Source organism: Pseudonocardia sp. TMWB2A, from assembly GCF_017312135.1.
Window position 1 is genome coordinate 3,744,137 of sequence record NZ_QKQY01000002.1, and the last position, 16,448, is coordinate 3,760,584.

12 protein-coding genes are annotated in these 16,448 nt (G+C 75.6%); 8 read left to right on the forward strand and 4 right to left on the reverse strand.

What is annotated here, in order from left to right:
* Window positions 1-137 precede the first annotated feature (137 nt).
* Window positions 138-1,346, forward strand: coding sequence for an acyl-CoA dehydrogenase family protein (locus tag DMP17_RS32095; protein ID WP_226357084.1), 1,209 nt, complete (start codon window positions 138-140; stop codon window positions 1,344-1,346).
* 16 nt (window positions 1,347-1,362) lie between these two features.
* Here the strand turns inward: DMP17_RS32095 and DMP17_RS32100 are convergent, their stop codons facing one another.
* Both DMP17_RS32100 and DMP17_RS32105 read right to left on the reverse strand, forming a co-directional pair.
* Complete coding sequence (locus DMP17_RS32100; RefSeq protein WP_062394920.1) at window positions 1,363-1,716, reverse strand: GntR family transcriptional regulator; 354 nt, start codon at window positions 1,714-1,716, stop codon at window positions 1,363-1,365.
* The gene (locus DMP17_RS32105) at window positions 1,710-2,639 is read right to left on the reverse strand and encodes a hypothetical protein (protein WP_337831500.1); all 930 of its coding nucleotides are present in this window, start codon (window positions 2,637-2,639) and stop codon (window positions 1,710-1,712) included. The genes DMP17_RS32100 and DMP17_RS32105 overlap by 7 nt, the downstream gene beginning before the upstream one ends.
* 93 nt (window positions 2,640-2,732) lie before the next feature.
* Here DMP17_RS32105 and DMP17_RS32110 point away from each other — a divergent pair, with 93 nt between their 5' ends.
* The 3 genes from DMP17_RS32110 (at window position 2,733) to DMP17_RS32120 (ending at window position 5,589) form a co-directional block, all read left to right on the forward strand.
* Window positions 2,733-3,671 carry an alpha/beta hydrolase gene (locus DMP17_RS32110; protein ID WP_337831501.1) on the forward strand — a complete coding sequence of 313 codons (939 nt, stop codon included), beginning with the start codon at window positions 2,733-2,735 and terminating at the stop codon, window positions 3,669-3,671.
* Between the two features lie 203 nt (window positions 3,672-3,874).
* Window positions 3,875-4,747, forward strand: coding sequence for a DUF742 domain-containing protein (locus DMP17_RS32115; protein ID WP_337831502.1), 873 nt, complete (start codon window positions 3,875-3,877; stop codon window positions 4,745-4,747).
* Between the two features lie 56 nt (window positions 4,748-4,803).
* Window positions 4,804-5,589 (forward strand): LLM class F420-dependent oxidoreductase, encoded by a 786-nt coding sequence (locus DMP17_RS32120; protein WP_226357088.1) that lies wholly within the window; start codon window positions 4,804-4,806, stop codon window positions 5,587-5,589.
* A gap of 2 nt (window positions 5,590-5,591) precedes the next feature.
* Here the strand turns inward: DMP17_RS32120 and DMP17_RS32125 are convergent, their stop codons facing one another.
* Complete coding sequence (locus DMP17_RS32125; protein ID WP_337831503.1) at window positions 5,592-7,736, reverse strand: putative bifunctional diguanylate cyclase/phosphodiesterase; 2,145 nt, start codon at window positions 7,734-7,736, stop codon at window positions 5,592-5,594.
* Window positions 7,737-7,868: 132 nt separating this feature from the next.
* Complete coding sequence (locus tag DMP17_RS32130; protein ID WP_226357090.1) at window positions 7,869-10,418, reverse strand: DEAD/DEAH box helicase; 2,550 nt, start codon at window positions 10,416-10,418, stop codon at window positions 7,869-7,871.
* Between DMP17_RS32130 and DMP17_RS32135 the strand changes: the two genes are divergently transcribed.
* From DMP17_RS32135 to DMP17_RS32150, 4 genes are all read left to right on the forward strand, one after another.
* Window positions 10,417-12,408, forward strand: coding sequence for an ATP-dependent DNA ligase (locus tag DMP17_RS32135; RefSeq protein WP_337831504.1), 1,992 nt, complete (start codon window positions 10,417-10,419; stop codon window positions 12,406-12,408). The genes DMP17_RS32130 and DMP17_RS32135 overlap by 2 nt on opposite strands.
* Window positions 12,409-12,481: 73 nt before the next feature.
* Window positions 12,482-13,216, forward strand: coding sequence for a beta-phosphoglucomutase family hydrolase (locus DMP17_RS32140; RefSeq protein ID WP_226357092.1), 735 nt, complete (start codon window positions 12,482-12,484; stop codon window positions 13,214-13,216).
* Window positions 13,213-15,597 (forward strand): glycoside hydrolase family 65 protein, encoded by a 2,385-nt coding sequence (locus DMP17_RS32145; protein ID WP_226357093.1) that lies wholly within the window; start codon window positions 13,213-13,215, stop codon window positions 15,595-15,597. Before DMP17_RS32140 ends, DMP17_RS32145 begins: the two co-directional genes overlap by 4 nt.
* Window positions 15,598-15,686: 89 nt before the next feature.
* Window positions 15,687-16,298, forward strand: coding sequence for a hypothetical protein (locus DMP17_RS32150; RefSeq protein ID WP_337831505.1), 612 nt, complete (start codon window positions 15,687-15,689; stop codon window positions 16,296-16,298).
* The last annotated feature ends 150 nt before the right edge of the window (window positions 16,299-16,448 follow it).

Sequence of the window (16,448 nt, forward strand, 5' to 3'; positions counted from 1 at the left end):
TCCGGCCGCGTCGCCCGCTGCCGACCCTCCCACCCCGTGCGGACATGCGCACGCGGCGATGCGTGCCGCAGCGGTCCCTGTGCCGACGGCCGGGTCCGGTCCGGGCGGGGGCGGCCGGGACGGGTGATACTGCGCCCATGGCCAGTGACGATCTTCTCGAGCCGCCTGTCCCGGTACTCACCGCGCCGTACCACACCCCCGAGCGCGAGGCGCTGCAGAAGCAGGCCCGCGAGTTCGCCGCGACCCGGGTGCTGCCCGTCGCCGACGAGCTGGACCCGCGCAAGGGCGAGATCCCGCGCGACCTGCTCGACGAGATGGGCGAGCTGGGCTACTTCGGCATCACCGTCGACCGCGGGCACGGCGGGCTGGGCCTCGGGGCGTTCGAGTACTGCATGGTCGCCGAGGAGCTGGCCCGGGCGTGGATGAGCGTTGGGTCGATCATCGCCCGCGCGCAGGGCGCCGGGACCGCCGTCACCGACCCGGAGCGCCGCGCGGAGCTGCTGCGCCGGTCGGCCCGCGGGCAGTGGATCGGCGCGATCGCGCTGTCCGAGCCCGACGCCGGGTCCGACCTGGCCGGGGTGGAGACCCGCGCGGTCCGCGACGGCGACGAGTTCGTGATCACCGGGCACAAGCGCTGGACCGGCAACGCCAAGGCCGCCGACTTCATCCAGGTGCTGGTGCGCACCGACGACCCGGCGCCGGGGGAGAAGCGCTCCGCCGGCCTGGCGACGGTCGTCGTGGAGAAGGAGCGCGACACCTTCCCCGCCGGGATCACCGGCCGCCCGATCGACAAGATCGGCTACCACGGCTTCGTCACCTGGGACCTGGAGTTCGATGGCGTGCGGGTGCCGGTCGGCAATCAGCTCGGCGCCGGCGGCGAGGGCTTCGCCGACGCCCAGTCCTGGCTGAACATCGCCCGGGTGCACACCGCCGCGCGGGCGGTCGGGCTGGCCAGGGCCGCCGTCGAGGACTGCGTGCGCTACCTGCAGCGACGCCACCAGTTCGAGCACCCGATCGGCGACTTCCAGGCCGTCCGGTTCACCCTCGCGACGATGGCCGCCCGGGTCGAGCAGGCCCGCGCCTTCTACCAGAACGTGGCGCACCGGCTCGACCTCGGCGAGCCCTGCGAGCGGGAGGCGGCGATGGTCAAGCTGCTCGCCACCGAGATGGCCGCCGAGGTCACCGCGGACGGCATCCAGCTGCACGGCGGCAACGGCTACACCACCGAGCACCAGGTGGAACGGCACTGGCGCGACGCCCGGCTGACCACGATCTTCGAGGGGACCAGCGAGATCCAGCGCAAGATCATCTCCGACCGGCTGCTGCCGCGCAGCCCGCTCGGCTGACGGCGGCGCCGCGGCGTCAGCGGAAGGCGGCCCGCACCGCGCCGAGGGCGTCGGACTCGTCGAGCCCGAGCCGCCGGGCGAGCTCGGCCAGCTCACCGGCCTTGCGCTCCAGCTCGGCGCGTCCCCCGGTGGCCCGCTCGGTGAGCACGGCCCCCCGGCCGCGCCGCAGGTCGACCAGGCCCTCGTCGCGCAGCTGCTGGTAGCCGCGCAGCACGGTGTGCAGGTTGATCCCCAGCGCGCCCGCGACCTCCCGGGCCGGGGGCAGCCGGTCCCCGGCGGCGGCCCGGCCGTCGGCGACCGCCCGGCGGACCGAGGCCGCGACCTGGTCCCCGAGCGGCACCGGCGACGACGGGTCGACCCGGATCAGCACGACGGTGCGGCGCCGGCCGCGCCGTGCCCGGCGCGCCGGTCGAGCTCGGCGTTGACCAGCCCGGCCGCGGTGGCGGCGTCGGGCACCGTGACGACGAACCGGCGGTCGTCGGTGAGGTCGAGCACCAGCGCCTCCCCGGCCCGCCGGGCGCGGTAGCCGAGCACGGACGGCGACCGGCGCAGGACGCCGTACTCGTTCCAGCCGAACCGCTCCGGGTCGAGCTGCTCCGACCGCGCGCCGCGGACCTCGGCGAGCGGCGCCTCGGCCAGCGGCCGTCCGAGCAGCGCCTGCCGGACGTGCACCCCGTCGCCGTCGACGCGGACCCGGGCGACGGCGGTCAGTGCGGTCGAGACGACAGCGGCGGCGACGAGCACGACGACCAGCACCGCGCTGCCACCGGCCAGCAGCTGGGCGACCGCCGCCAGGAGCAGCACGGCCGCGACGACCAGGGTGGGGCGGGACAGCACGGTGCGGGCCCACAGGTAGCGCTCACCGGGCGCGAGCGGGGTGCGCACCGCGCCGGCCGGGGCGCTGCCGGTCGCCGACGGCCGCGGGGCGTCCGGTCCGGCCAGCAGGTGTCCGACGCCGTAGGCGGCGGCGACCGCCGCCAGGACGCCGACGGTCCAGGCCCAGCCGGGTACCTGCGGGGCCAGCCGGGCGCCGGGCACCCACCACACGATGACGGCGAAGGCCCAGGCGGTGCCGACGGCGCGGCGCTCCACGTCGGGCCGCCCGGAGCGCAGCCGCAGCAGCGGCAGCCCGATCGCGAGCAGGCCCACCACGACCACCGCGAGGGTGCTCGGGAGCGTCCGGCCGGGCGGCTGGGTGGCCACCAGGGTGGCCAGGCCCGCGACGGTCAGCGCGGTGGCCGGTGCGGTGGCGAGGAGCCGGCGACGGCTCGTGTGCGCGACGGGTGTGGTCATGACGTCCCTCTCGTCGAGTGATCCGAACTTGTTCGCAATGTACTAGAATAATCATGTCTGCGCATCCCCCGGGGACCGGCTAGCGTCACGACCATGGCGCTCGACCCCGCGTTCCGGACCGTGCTCGACACCCTCGCCGGGGCGGGGGCCCTGCCGCTGGTCCGCGACGGCGACCCGGTCGCCACTCGGGCCCACTACCGGTCGCTCGCCCTGGCCCGGCGCGGTCCGGGGTTCGTCCCCGAGCAGGTCGGCCGGGTCGACGACGACACCGTCCCCGGCCCGGCGGGCCCGGTGCCGCTGCGCACCTACGTCCCCGAGGGCGACGACGGTGCGGCCGTGGTGCTCTACCTGCACGGCGGCGGCTGGGTCGTCGGGGACCTGGAGACCCACGACCCGGTGTGCCGGCGGGTCGCGAACGCGACCGGGGCGGTCGTCGTGGCCGTGGACTACCGGCTCGCGCCCGAGCACCCGCACCCCGCCCCGCTCGACGACGCCTGGGCCGCGCTGCTCGCCGTCGCCGGCCGGTTCCCGGCCCGGCGGCTCGGGCTGGCCGGCGACAGCGCCGGGGCGAGCATGGTCGCCGGGCTGGCGCTGCGCTGCCGCGACCGCGGCGGCCCGCGCCCGGCCGCCCAGCTGTTGTTCTACCCGGCCCTCGCCCCGGAGGGGGCGACGCCGTCGTACCGGGAGAACGGCGAGGGCTACTTCCTCACCGCCGCGGACATGCGCTGGTTCTGGGACAGCCTGCTGTCCGGCCCCGCCCCGGCCGACCCCGAGGTCGCGCCCCTGGGGGCCGCCGCGCCCGCCGACCCGTCCGGGCTGGCGCCCGCGGTGGTCGCCACCGCCGAGTTCGACCCGCTGCGCGACGAGGGCCGCGACTGGGCCGCGGCGCTGCGCGCGGGCGGGGTGGAGGTCACCGAGGTCGACGGCCCCGGTCTCATCCACGGCTACGTCGCGTTCCTCGGCGTCGTGCCCGCGGCCGAGCGCATCGCCGGGCAGGCCCTCGACGCGTTCACCGCGCTGCTGCGTCACTAGCCGGATCGGGTGAACCGCGGTGGCTGTGACCTGCACCGACGGGGTCGCGTCACACAGATGTGACACGGGCGACACGGTGCGGTAGCCGTCCCGCGCCACCCTGTGGCTCCCCGGACGCGCATCGTGACGACGACCGCACCGCGGGACGGAACGGACGAGCGCGGCGCCCGCGGGCCGCCGCGGCCGCGAGGCGCGGAGGGTGGATGGCACGGTCGGAGATCGGACGCACCGGGGCCCGGTTCGGGGCGCCCCCGTCCCGGCACGCCCCCGACCCGGAGTACCCGCACGGCAGGCCGCCGGAGCCGGACCCGGAGCCCGCCGTCGTGGCGGAGGAGCCGGAGGCCGGGCCGGAGAACCTGGTCGGGGTGACCGGGGCCCGGTTCGGCGGGCACTCCGCGAAGCGCACCCGGCTCAGCCGCCGCGAGCGGGCGGCGCGCCGTGCGGCGGCCCGCGCGGAGACGGACGGGCACCCGGCCGACGACACCGGGCTGGGCGGCACCGCGGCCGGAGACCCCGCGACGGCGGGCACCGGTCGCGGCCCGGACGGCGACACCGGCACGCCCGGGCCCGCCGACACCGCGCCGCTGCCCGTGGTCGCCGGCCGCCCCGCGCCGGGACCGGGTCGTCCGGCCGCGACGGCGGGCCCCGCGTCCTCCCCGTCCGCGCCCCACCACCCGGCGTCCCAGCACACCGCGTCCCGGCAGACCGCGCCGCCGGAGGCCGCGCCGCTCCCGGTCCCGGCGTTCGCCCCGGTCCGGCCCTACGTCATGACCGGCGGCCGTACCCGGGTCCGCGCCGAGCTGCGGCTGGAGACGCTGGTCTCGGTGCGGCCCGCCCCCGGCCCCGTCCCGCGCGCCGACTCGGTCGAGCGCGCCGCGGTGCTGCGGCTGTGCACCCGGCCCCGGTCGGTGTCGGAGGTCGCGGCGCTGGCCGCAGTGCCGCTGGGCGTCGCCCGGGTGCTCATCGACGACCTCGCCTCCGAGGGACGTCTGGTGGTGCACGGTGTGTCCTCGGCGGAGGACGGGCCGAGCGTCGCGCTGATGGACCGGGTGCTGGCCGGGCTGCGCCGGCTCTGACCCGCCGGGCCCGCGGGTGTCCTGCGGGCCCCGGCCGCCGGGGCCAGGATGGGGACATGACCGATCCCCGTCCCGTCCGCATCGGACTGCAGCTGCAGCCCCAGCACGCCGACTACGCCGACATCCGCCGCACCGTGGCCGCCGCCGAGGAGGCCGGCGTCGACGTCGTCTTCAACTGGGACCACTTCTTCCCGCTCTACGGCGAGCCCGACGGCAAGCACTTCGAGTGCTGGACCATGCTCGGCGCCTGGGCCGAGGCGACCTCCCGGGTGGAGATCGGCGCCCTGGTGACCTGCAACAGCTACCGCAACCCCGAGCTGCTCGCCGATATGGCCCGCACCGTCGACCACATCTCCGACGGCCGGCTGATCCTGGGCATCGGCTCCGGCTGGTTCCAGCGCGACTACGACGAGTACGGCTACGAGTTCGGCACCGCGGGCGGCCGGCTGAACGACCTGGCCGCGGCCCTGCCCCGCATCCGGAGCCGGTGGTCGGCGCTCAACCCGGCCCCGACCCGCGACATCCCGATCCTCATCGGCGGCGGGGGCGAGAAGAAGACCCTGCGCTACACCGCCGAGCACGCCGGCATCTGGCACGGCTTCGGCGACGTCGACACCGTCACCCGCAAGAGCGGCATCCTCGACGGGCACTGCCGTGACATCGGCCGCGACCCGGCCGAGATCGAACGCTCGGTCGGCGTCGAGGGCGCCCCGGAGGACAACGGCGCCGCCCTGTACGACGCCGGGGTGCGCCTGTTCACCGTCGGCCAGGACGGCCAGGGCGGCTACGACCTGTCCCGGCTGAAGGACTGGATCGCCTGGCGCGACGAGCGCAACGGCTGAGCTCAGAGGGCGCGCAGGAACGGGTCCCGGATCAGGTCCGGGACCCGTTCCGCGACGACCGCGGGTGCGTAGTACCAGCCCTGGGCGTTGGCGCAGCCGTACTCGCGCAGCCGCGCCGCCTGCTCCCGCGTCTCCACCGCCTCCGCGGTGACCTCCAGGTCCAGCGCGGAGGCCAGCGAGATCAGCGTGCGCAGGATGACGTCGTCGCGCTCGGCGGTCCCGGCCAGGAAGTGCCCGGCCAGCTTGAGCCGGTGCACCGGCAGGTGCCGCAGGTAGGCGAGGTTGGAGTAGCCGGTCCCGAAGTCGTCGATGGCGATCTTCACGCCGAGCCGGTCGAGCTCGCGCAGCGTGGCCAGCGGCCGGCCGGGGGAGCCCATCAGGTCAGACTCGGTCAGCTCGACCTGCAGCAGCTCCGGCGGCCAGTCGTGGCGCTCCAGCGTCGCCGCGACGTCGGCGACCAGGTCCGACTCGGTCACCTGCCGGGCGGCGACGTTCACGCTGATCGTCAGCGGCCTGGCCGGGTACGCGTCGGCCCAGACCCGGCCCTGCCGGCACGCCTCGTCGAGGACCCGGCGGCCCAGCGGCACGACCAGACCGGTCTCCTCGGCGAGCGGGATGAACCGGTCCGGGCCCAGCAGCTGCCCGTCGGGCCGCTGCCAGCGCACCAGCGCCTCGACCCCGATGGTCTGCTCGTCGGCCAGGCGCACCAGGGGCTGGTAGACGACCACGAAGTCGTCGCGGCGCAGCGCCTCGGGCATCTGCGAGGACAGCTCGAAGCGGGCGACGTCGTCGCGGTGCCGGTCGCGGTCGTAGAGCACGTAGCGCCCGCGGCCGGCGCGCTTGGCCGAGTACAGGGTGGTGTCGGCGGCGGCGATCAGCTCGTCGGTGCCCAGCTCGCCGTCGTGGCGCACCACCCCGACGCTCGCCGAGATCACGATGTCGCGGCCGTCGACGCGCACCGGGCGGCGCACGGTCCCCAGCGCGCGGGTCGCGACCTCCTCCAGCTCGGCCCGGTCGGCGGTGCGCGGCACCAGCACGACGAACTCGTCGCCGCCCATCCGCGCGACGAGGTGCCCGCCGGGCTCCAGCGCGCCCCGCAGCCGGTCGGCCAGCACCTGCAGCAGCCGGTCCCCGGCCTGGTGGCCCAGGGTGTCGTTGACGACCTTGAACCCGTCCAGGTCCAGGTAGCAGACCCCCGGGCGGGCACCGGAGGAGCCCGCGTCGATCGCGGCGCCCAGGCGCTCGAAGAACAGCGACCGGTTCGGCAGCCCGGTCAGCGGGTCGTGCGACGCCTGGTGGGCCAGGCTCTCCTGCATCAGCAGCTGGTCGGTCACGTCGGACACCACCGCGACGAGCAGCTGCTCGTCACCGCCGACCGGGCCGAGCAGGGTGACCACGGCGTCGATCCACACGTCGCTGTCGTCGGCGCGCCGGACCGGGCGGACCACCCGGAGCCGGTCCAGGGAGCCGTCGAGCAGCCGCGGCCGCTCCGCCCACACCTCCGGCGCCGACTCCCGGGGCACGAAGTCGGTGACCCGCATCCTCAGCAGCTGGGCGGGCGTGTACCCGGACATGACGGCGGCGGTCTCGTTGACCTCGACGAGCCGCCCGTCCGGCTCGAAGATCACGATCCCGACGGCCGCGGAGTCGACGACGGTCCGCAGCCGCAGGTCCGAGCGACGACGGGCCTCCTCGGCGACGCGGCGGGCCTCCAGCGCGGCCCGGGTGACCTGCTCGTGCTCGGCGAGGACCAGGCTGCGGGTGGCCTCGGTGAACCCGCGGGCGAACGCCGCCAGCACGGCCGCGATCCGCCGGACCCGGGCGGCGGTGTCCGCGGCCGGCTCCAGGTGCGCCCCGAGCAGCTCCATCCCGATCTCCAGGCAGCCCGGCTGGTGGATCCGCGCCCGTACCAGGTCCCCGCCGGCGGCCGCCGGGAGGGCCGGGTCGTACCGCTCCGCCAGTGCGGCCTCCCGCAGCCGGCCGGTCACCCGGTCGAGGACCGGGCGCAGCTCGGTGACCGGCAGCACCGAGCGCCGGGCCAGCTCCGAGGCCCAGGGACCGGTGAGGTCGGCGGGGTCGGGGAGTGCTGCGGGGACGAGCGCCCGTCCGTGGTCGGCGCGAGCAGCGGCGACGTCGGCCTGCTGCATCCACCGCCCCCGTTCGCTCCGGTGGGAGGGACTTCCCTCATGATCGGGATGATCGGTGAACACCGTAACCGATCCGACCCGCCCGGTGGGGCCGACCGGGTTACGTCGGTGGCCCGCGACGGGCCGGTCGGGTCAGGCCGGCGACCCGTCGGTCACCTCCGTCACCCACACGACGGCCTCACCGGCCTCGTCGGAGGCAGCGAGGTCCACCTCGGCGGTGATCGCCCAGTCCCGGTCGCCCGCCGGGTCGTCGAGGACCTGGCGCACCAGCCAGCGGTCGGCCTCCTCGGTGAGGTCGAACAGCTCGGGCCCGCGCGCGTCCGGCCCGAAGCCGATCCGGTCGTGGATCGCGAAGTAGGGGGCCAGGGCGTCCCGCCAGCGGTCGGCGGTCCAGCCGGCGTCGGCGTCGAGGTCGCCCAGCTCGGCGTAGCGGCCCATCGCCGCGAGCTCCACTCGGCGGAACAGCGCGTTGCGCACCATGACCCGGAACGCGCGGGCGTTGCCGGTGACCCCGGTCGGCGTGGCGACGGCGACCTCGGCCCCCGGCGGCAGCACCTCCCCGTCGGCGCCCGCCCCGGCGGCGAGCTTCTCCCACTCGTCGAGCAGCGAGGAGTCGGTCTGGCGGACCAGCTCGCCCAGCCACTCCACGAGGTCGGTGAGCTCCTCGGTGCGGGCGTGCTCGGGCACGGTCTGGCGCAGCGCCCGGTAGGCGTCGGCCAGGTAGCGCAGCACCAGGCCCTCGGAGCGGGCGAGCTGGTAGTGCGAGACGTACTCGGTGAACGTCATCGCCCGCTCGCTCATGTCCCGGACCACCGACTTCGGCGACAGGACGGCGTCGGCGACCCACGGTGCGCCGCGGCGGTAGGTCTCCAGCGCGGCGTGCAGCATCTCGTCGAGGGGCTTGGGGTGGGTGACCTCCTCCAGGCGGGCCATCCGCTCCTCGTACTCGATGCCGTCGGCCTTCATCGCCGCGATCGCCTCGCCGCGGGCCTTGTTCTGCTGGGCGGCGAGGATCTGGCGGGGGTCGTCGAGGGTCGACTCGATCACCGAGAGCACGTCGAGGGCGTAGGTCGGCGACTCCCGGTCGAGGAGCTCGAACACCGCCAGCGCGAACGGCGACAGCGGCTGGTTGAGCGCGAAGTCCAGCTGCAGCTCGTCGACCACCCGCGCCCGTGGCCGGGTCGCACCGTCCACGGTGTACTGCTCGACGACCCCGGAGGTCCGCAGCGCCCGGTAGATCGCGATCGCCCGCAGCATGTGCTTGAGCTGCCGCTTGCGGGGCTCGTGGTTGTCGGTGAGCAGGTGCTCCATCGCGGCGTAGGTGTCCCCGCCGCGCGAGACCACGTTGAGCAGCATCGCGTGGGTGACCTCGAAGTGGCTGGTCAGCGGCTCCGGGCGGGCCTGCTGCAGCTTCTCGAACGAGGTCTCCGACCAGCCGACGAACCCCTCGGGGGGCTGCTTGCGCTGGACCTTGCGGCGCTTCTTCGGGTCGTCGCCCGCCTTGGCCAGCGCCTTGGCGTTCTCGATGTCGTGCTCGGGTGCCTGCGCGACGACGGTGCCGACGGTGTCGTACCCGGCCCGGCCGGCGCGGCCGGCGATCTGGTGGAACTCGCGGGCCTTGAGCGGGCGCACGCGGCGCCCGTCGTACTTGGACAGGGCGGTGAACAGCACCGTGCGGATCGGCACGTTGATGCCGACGCCGAGGGTGTCGGTGCCGCAGATGACCTTGAGCAGGCCGGCCTGGGCGAGGGTCTCCACCAGCCGCCGGTAGCGGGGGAGCATCCCGGCGTGGTGCACGCCGATCCCGTGGCGCACCAGGCGGGACAGGGTGCGGCCGAAGCCGGAGGTGAACCGGAACGCCCCGATCGTCTCGGCGATCGCGGCCTTGTCCTCCTTGGAGGTGACGTTGACGCTCATCAGCGCCTGCGCCCGTTCGACGGCGGCCTGCTGGGTGAAGTGCACGACGTAGACCGGCGCCTCACGCGTCGACAGCAGCTCGGTGATCGTCTCGTGCAGCGGCTCGACGACGTAGCGGAAGTGCAGCGGCACCGGCCGCTCCACCGAGGTGATCTCCGCGGTCTCCCGCCCGGTGCGCCGGGTCAGGTCCTCCGCGAAGAACGACGTGTCGCCCAGCGTGGCGCTCATCAGCAGGAACTGCGCCTGCGGCAGCTCGACGATCGGCACCTGCCAGGCCCAGCCGCGCGACGGGTCGGCGTAGAAGTGGAACTCGTCCATGATCACCGAGCCGACGTCGGTCCCGGGGCCCTCGCGCAGGGCGAGGTTGGCCAGGATCTCCGCGGTGCAGCAGATGATCGGCGCCTTCTCGTTCACCGCGGCGTCGCCGGTGAGCATGCCGACCTTGTCCGCGCCGAACACCTCGCACAGCGCGAAGAACTTCTCGCTGACCAGCGCCTTGATCGGCGCGGTGTAGAAGCTGCGCTCCCCGCGGGCCAGCGCCGCGGCGTGCGCGCCGATCGCGACCAGCGACTTCCCCGAGCCCGTCGGCGTCGAGAGGATCACGTTGGCGCCGGTGACCAGCTCCAGCAGCGCCTCCTCCTGCGCCGGGTACAGCGACAGACCGCGCTCGTCGAACGCCCACTCGGCGAAGGTGTCCACCAGCGCGGCGGGATCCGGGGGGTTCGCGGGGTCGGAGGAGCGCGGCAGCCGGTCGGTGAGCGTCATGATGGGACCGATCGTCGCAGACACCCCCGGCACCGGGCGCCGCAGCGCCGAGGTGGCGCCCGCACTCGCCCGTGCGGGGGATAGCGTGGATGCCGTGGTGGGGGGCGGTGCGACGCACGGCGCCGGGCAGGCGCGCGCCGGCGCGGGTCCTGCTGCGCCCATGCCCGACCTCGTCCCGCCGATGCTGCCCGCCGCGGGCGAGCTGACCGACGCGGGTGACCCGGACCGCTGGGCGGTCGAGTTCGCCTGGGAGGGCCACCGCTGCGTGGCCTACGCCCGGCCCGGCCGCGTCCGGCTGCTGTCCTCCACCGCGCGGAGCGTGACCGGGTCCTTCCCCGAGCTCGCCGTGCTCGGCGACCAGGCCCCGCCGGGCGGCATGGTGCTCGACGGCACCGTCGTCGCCCTCGACGAGGCGGGCCGCCCGTCGCGCGGTCCGCTGCTGCGCCGCACCGCGACGGTGTCCCCGGACGCGGCCCTGCGGACCGAGGTCCCGGTCGGCTACGTCGTCACCGACCTGCTGTTCTGCGACGGCCGCCGCACCCTGGAGCTGCCCTACCGGCGGCGCCGCGCGGAGCTGGAGGCGCTCGACCTGGCCGGGCCGAAGATCCTGGTGCCGCCCTCGTTCGGGCTCGACGAGGCCGACCTCGTGGTCCGCACCGCGGAGCGCTACGGCCTCGACGGGCTGCACCTCAAGCGGCTCGACCTGCCCTACCAGCCCGGGCGGCGCACCCGGAACTGGCTGCGGGTGCCGCTGCGCCGCCACCGGCAGGTGCTCGTCGCGGGCTGGGTGCCCGCCGGGGGCCCCGGCGGGGGCCGGGAGCGGATCGGCGCGGTGCTGCTGGCGCTGCCCGAGCCCGACGGGCTCCGCTACGTGGGCCGCGTCGGGATCGGCGCCGCCGACGTCGACGCCCGTACCGTCCTGCGCGTCCCCGCCACCGGGACCCCGCCGCTCGGGGTGCCCGACGGGATCGGCGTCGACGCCCGCTGGCTGGCCCCCGGCCTGGTCGCGGCGGTCGAGCACCGGGGCCGGACGGCCGCCGGGCGGCTCACCCTGCCGTCGTGGCGCGGTCTGGTGGTGCCCGCCGAGCACGACGACGACCTGGCCACCGCGATCGACGCGGCCCGCCGGGCGGCGTCGGCGGCCCGCCCGACCGTCGCACTGCGCCGCCCGGGCCGCGGGACCGAGCAGGCACCCGGGCACGGCCCGGAGACCGTCGTCCTGCCCCGCGCCCGTGCCGCGGCCGCACCGGCCACCCGGCCCGCGTCCGAGGACGGGGACGCCCCGCCGGGCACCCGCACCCCGGGCCGCGCCGGCACCGCGGACCCCGACCGGCCCGCCCGCGACACGTCACCGGACGAGGGCCGCGCGGCCCGGCCCGGCGCGCACCGCGCCCCGGCCCCCGACGAGACCGTCCGCATCCGGGTCCGCGACGCCGTCCCGCCCGCCCCCGGGGCCCCCGCGCCGCCGGCCGCCGCCCCCGACGGCCCCTGGCACGGGCCGCTGTCGCGGCGGCTGGAGCAGCACTTCGTCTACAACACCCTCAACACCATCGCCTCGCTGGTGCGCACCGACCCGCCACGGGCCCGGGAGCTGCTGCTGGGCTTCGCCGACCTGTCCCGGGCCGCGGACCGGGCCGGGGAGCCGTCGATCCGGCTCGACGAGGAGCTCGCCGCCGTGCGGGCGTACCTGCAGATCGAACGGACCCGCTTCGGCGCCCGGCTGACCACCGAGCTCGACGACCCGTCCGGGGCCGGGGTCGACCCGTCGTCGGCGGTGCCGCCGCTCTCGGTGCTCGCCGCGGTCCGCCGCGGGGTGCAGGAGGAGATCGAGCCGCACAGCGCGGGCGGCGCGGTCCACGTGCGGCTGGACCCGGACGCCCCCGACGGGCCCGCGGCCCGGGTGGAGGTCCATCCGGCGGGCCCGGCGGAACGGTCCGCCCGCGCCCCGCTCGTCCTGCTGGTCCTGCCGCTGGGCGTGCCCGTCGTGTGACACCCGGCGGCGGGGGAGTGGCGTGCACCGCCCGGGGCGACGGAGCTTCATCGATCCGGATAGCGTGCGCGCCATGCTGGGGCTGCCCGAGGGCACACGCGCGTGCCTGTTCGACCTGGACGGCGTACTCACCGACACCGCGAGCGTCCACGCCGCGGCGTGGAAGCAGATGTTCGACGAGTACCTCCGTTCCCGCGACGGTGACGGGTACACCCCGTTCGACGTCAACGCCGACTACGGTCCGTACGTGGACGGGAAGCCCCGTCTCGAGGGGACCCGCAGCTTCCTCGCCTCGCGCGGGATCGAGCTGCCCGAGGGGTCCCCGGACGACTCCGCGGACACCGAGACCCTGTGGGGCCTGTCGACCCGCAAGAACGACCTCGTGCAGGAGCGGATCCGCACCGACGGCGTCGAGGTCTACCCGGGGTCGCGCCGCTACCTGGAGGCGGTGAAGGACGCCGGGCTCACCACCGCCGTCGTGTCCTCCAGCGCGAACGCCGAGCAGATCCTGCGGGTCACCGGGCTCGAGACCTTCATCGACCACCGCGTCGACGGCGTCACCGCCCGCGAGCGCGGCCTGCCCGGCAAGCCCGCTCCCGACACCTTCCTCGCCGCCGCGGCCGACCTCGGGGTCGACCGGTCCGCCGCGGTCGTGTTCGAGGACGCGCTGGCCGGCGTGCAGGCCGGCCACGCGGGGGACTTCGGCGCCGTCGTCGGCGTCGACCGTCTCGACCAGGCCGACGCCCTGCGTGAGCACGGCGCGGACGTCGTCGTCACCGATCTCGCCGACCTGCTGGAGCGTTCGTGAAGCCCGACCACCTGCCCACCTTCACCGTCGAGCCGTGGGTGGTCCGCGAACCGCGCCTCGACCTGGACGCGATGGGCCAGACGGAATCGGTCTTCGCGCTGTCCAACGGCCACATCGGGCTGCGCGGCAACCTCGACGAGGGCGAGCCGCACGTCCTGCCCGGCACCTACCTGAACTCCTTCTACGAGGTCCGGCCGCTGCCGTACGCCGAGGGCGGCTACGGCTACCCCGAGTCCGGGCAGACGATCATCAACACGACCAACGGCAAGCTGATCCGGCTGCTGGTCGACGACGAGCCGTTCGACCTGCGCTACGGCACCCTGCACCGGCACGAGCGGGTGCTGGACATGCAGGCCGGCACGCTGCACCGCGAGGTCGAGTGGGAGTCCCCGGCCGGGCGCCGGGTCCGGGTCCGCTCCACCCGCATGGTCTCGCTGACCCAGCGCGCGGTCGCCGCGATCTCCTACGAGGTCGAGCTGGTCAGCAACGGCAACGACGGCAGCGGCGCCGCCGGTGACGCCGCCCTGCTGGTGCTGCAGTCCGAGCTCGTCGCCAACGAGCAGCTGCCCGGCCGCGACGCCGACGACCCGCGCCTGGACACCGCGCTGGACAACGTGCTCGAGCCCGAGCAGTCCCGCGCCGGCGACGCCGGTGCGACCCTGGTGCACCGCACCCGCAAGTCCGAGCTGCGCTGCGGCGCCGCGATGGAGCACGAGGTGTTCGGCCCGGAGGGCGTCCAGGTGTCCACCGACGCCAACGAGGACCTCGCCCGCACCACCGTCATCGCCCGGGTCAAGCCCGGCCAGTCGCTGCGCGTGGTCAAGTACCTCGCCTACGGCTGGTCCTCGCGACGCAGCCTGCCCGCCGTCTACGACCAGGTGCGCGCCGCCATCGCCGCCGCCCGCTACACCGGCTGGGACGGCCTGGTCGCCGAGCAGCGCGACTACCTCGACGACTTCTGGGCCACCGCCGACGTCGAGATCGACGGCGACGCCGAGCTGCAGCAGGCCGTGCGGCTGGCGACCTTCCACATCCTGCAGGCCGGCGCCCGCGCCGAGCGCCGCTGCATCCCGGCCAAGGGCCTGACCGCCGACGGCTACGACGGCCACACCTTCTGGGACACCGAGACGTTCTGCCTGCAGGTGCTGTCCTTCGTCGCCCCGGAGGCCGCGGCGGACGCGCTGCGCTGGCGCAAGTCGATCCTGCCGCTGGCCTTCGAGCGCGCCGAGACACTCGGCCTCAAGGGCGCGGCGTTCCCGTGGCGCACCATCCGCGGCCACGAGTGCTCCGGCTACTGGCCCGCGGGCACCGCGGCGTTCCACATCAACGCCGACATCGCCGACGCGGTGAAGCGGCACGTGCACGCCACCGGCGACACCAAGTTCGAGCTGGAGGTCGGGCTGGAGCTGCTGGTCGCGACCGCGCGGCTGTGGCGCTCGCTGGGCAGCCACGACTCGGCGGGCAACTTCCGCATCGACGGCGTCACCGGCCCCGACGAGTACTCCTCGATCGCGGACAACAACGTCTACACCAACCTGATGGCCCAGCAGAACCTGCGCTACGCCGCCGAGGTCGCCGCGAAGCACCCGCGGTCCGCGTCGCGGCTCGGGGTGGACTCCGAGGAGATCGCGTCCTGGCGCGACGCCGCCGGCGCCATGTTCATCCCGTTCGACGAGCGCCTGGGCGTGCACCCGCAGTCCGAGGGCTTCACCGACCACCAGCGGTGGAACTTCGAGGAGACCCCGGCCGAGCGGTACCCGCTGCTGCTGAACTACCCGTACTTCGACCTGTACCGCAAGCAGGTCATCAAGCAGGCCGACCTCGTGCTGGCGATGCAGATCTTCCCGGAGGCGTTCACCGAGGAGCAGAAGCGCCGCAACTTCGCCTACTACGAGGCGATCACGGTGCGGGACTCGTCGCTGTCGGCGTGCACCCAGTCGGTGATGGCCGCCCGCACCGGGCACCTGGAGCTGGCCCACCAGTACCTCGCCGAGGCCGCCCTGGTGGACCTGCAGGACCTCGCGGGCAACACCGACCACGGCATGCACATCGCGTCGATGGCGGGGACCTGGACCGCGGTCGTGCTGGGCTTCGGCGGGATGCGCTGCGAGGCCGACGGGCTGTCGTTCGCGCCGGTGCTCCCGGCGTCGCTGTCGCGGATCTCGTTCGGCCTGAAGTGGCAGGGGCGCCGCATCCGGGTCTCGATCACCCCCGAGGAGACCGAGTACCGGCTCACCGACGGCGCCCCGATGCGGCTGCGCCACCACGGCGAGCCCATCGCGCTCGACGACGAGGGCCCGGCCACCGCGCCGACCCCCACCCCGGAGTGGGTGGAGCCGGTGGAGCAGCCATACGGACGGGCCCCGCGGGTCCGCGGCTGACCGCGCCGGGCCGGACTGCGTAGGACGGCGGATCCCGCCGCCGTCCCCGCAGTGGTCCGATGTCCGGTATGTCACCGGTGTGGAGGTCCGTGGCGGTCGCCGCCGGGATCGTCGTCGTGGTCGTCGTCGGGTACGTGCTGTGGGTCTCGCCCGGGTCCCCGCCCGACCGGGCCGAGGTGACCGGGCACGTCGAGCGGGTGCTCGCCCGCCAGGAGGGCGGCCCGGTCACGGCGACCTGCACCGAACCCGTCGGGTCCGACGACGGCACCCTGCGCGCCACCTGCACGCTCACCGCGGGCGTCGACCGCCGCGGCTGGGCGACGGTGACCGCGACGCCCCGCTCCGGGGCGACCGAGCACCGCGGGGCCGGGACACGCACCTCGGCCGGCGCCTGGTGGCTCACCGTCGCCGGGGCCGTGCCGGTCGACACGGCCGGACGGGTCGACCACACCGTCGCCGTCGCCGGCACCGGTGGCTCGGCGTCGGTCGCGGCGACCGGCACCGTCCTGCACGCGCTGCGGGCGCTGGGCCACGACGGTGCGCCGCTGCTCGGCTGCCCGGACGGCGACGTCCCGGTCGGCGCGACCGTGACCTGCACCGCGACCGGCCCCGGTGCGGCGACGGTCTCCGCGGCGGGCGTCACCCGGGTCGACGCCGCCACGTTCCGGGTGCGGGCGCGGGTGCCGGCCGCGGGCGGCTGAATCCCGCCCCGTCGTCCACCGGATGGTCGTGCACCACTGGTAGCCTGGTCAGTCGCTCCGTCGGAGACAGGCTCGTCCTGCCACCGCGCGGACGTGTCGTGTACGTCCCCCCGGTGGAGGATCCCCGCGCCGTGCCCGAACCCACTTCCA

Bases quoted from the DNA above. Each gene is read 5' to 3' on its own strand.
- DMP17_RS32095 (WP_226357084.1), top strand. From the start codon at position 138: ATGGCCAGTGACGATCTTCTCGAGCCGCCTGTCCCGGTACTCACCGCG.
- DMP17_RS32135 (WP_337831504.1), top strand. From the start codon at position 10,417: ATGATGGGACCGATCGTCGCAGACACCCCCGGCACCGGGCGCCGCAGC.
- DMP17_RS32115 (WP_337831502.1), top strand. From the start codon at position 3,875: ATGGCACGGTCGGAGATCGGACGCACCGGGGCCCGGTTCGGGGCGCCC.
- DMP17_RS32130 (WP_226357090.1), bottom strand. From the start codon at position 10,418: ATGACGCTCACCGACCGGCTGCCGCGCTCCTCCGACCCCGCGAACCCC.
- DMP17_RS32120 (WP_226357088.1), top strand. From the start codon at position 4,804: ATGACCGATCCCCGTCCCGTCCGCATCGGACTGCAGCTGCAGCCCCAG.
- DMP17_RS32105 (WP_337831500.1), bottom strand. From the start codon at position 2,639: ATGACCACACCCGTCGCGCACACGAGCCGTCGCCGGCTCCTCGCCACC.
- DMP17_RS32140 (WP_226357092.1), top strand. From the start codon at position 12,482: ATGCTGGGGCTGCCCGAGGGCACACGCGCGTGCCTGTTCGACCTGGAC.
- DMP17_RS32110 (WP_337831501.1), top strand. From the start codon at position 2,733: ATGGCGCTCGACCCCGCGTTCCGGACCGTGCTCGACACCCTCGCCGGG.
- DMP17_RS32125 (WP_337831503.1), bottom strand. From the start codon at position 7,736: ATGCAGCAGGCCGACGTCGCCGCTGCTCGCGCCGACCACGGACGGGCG.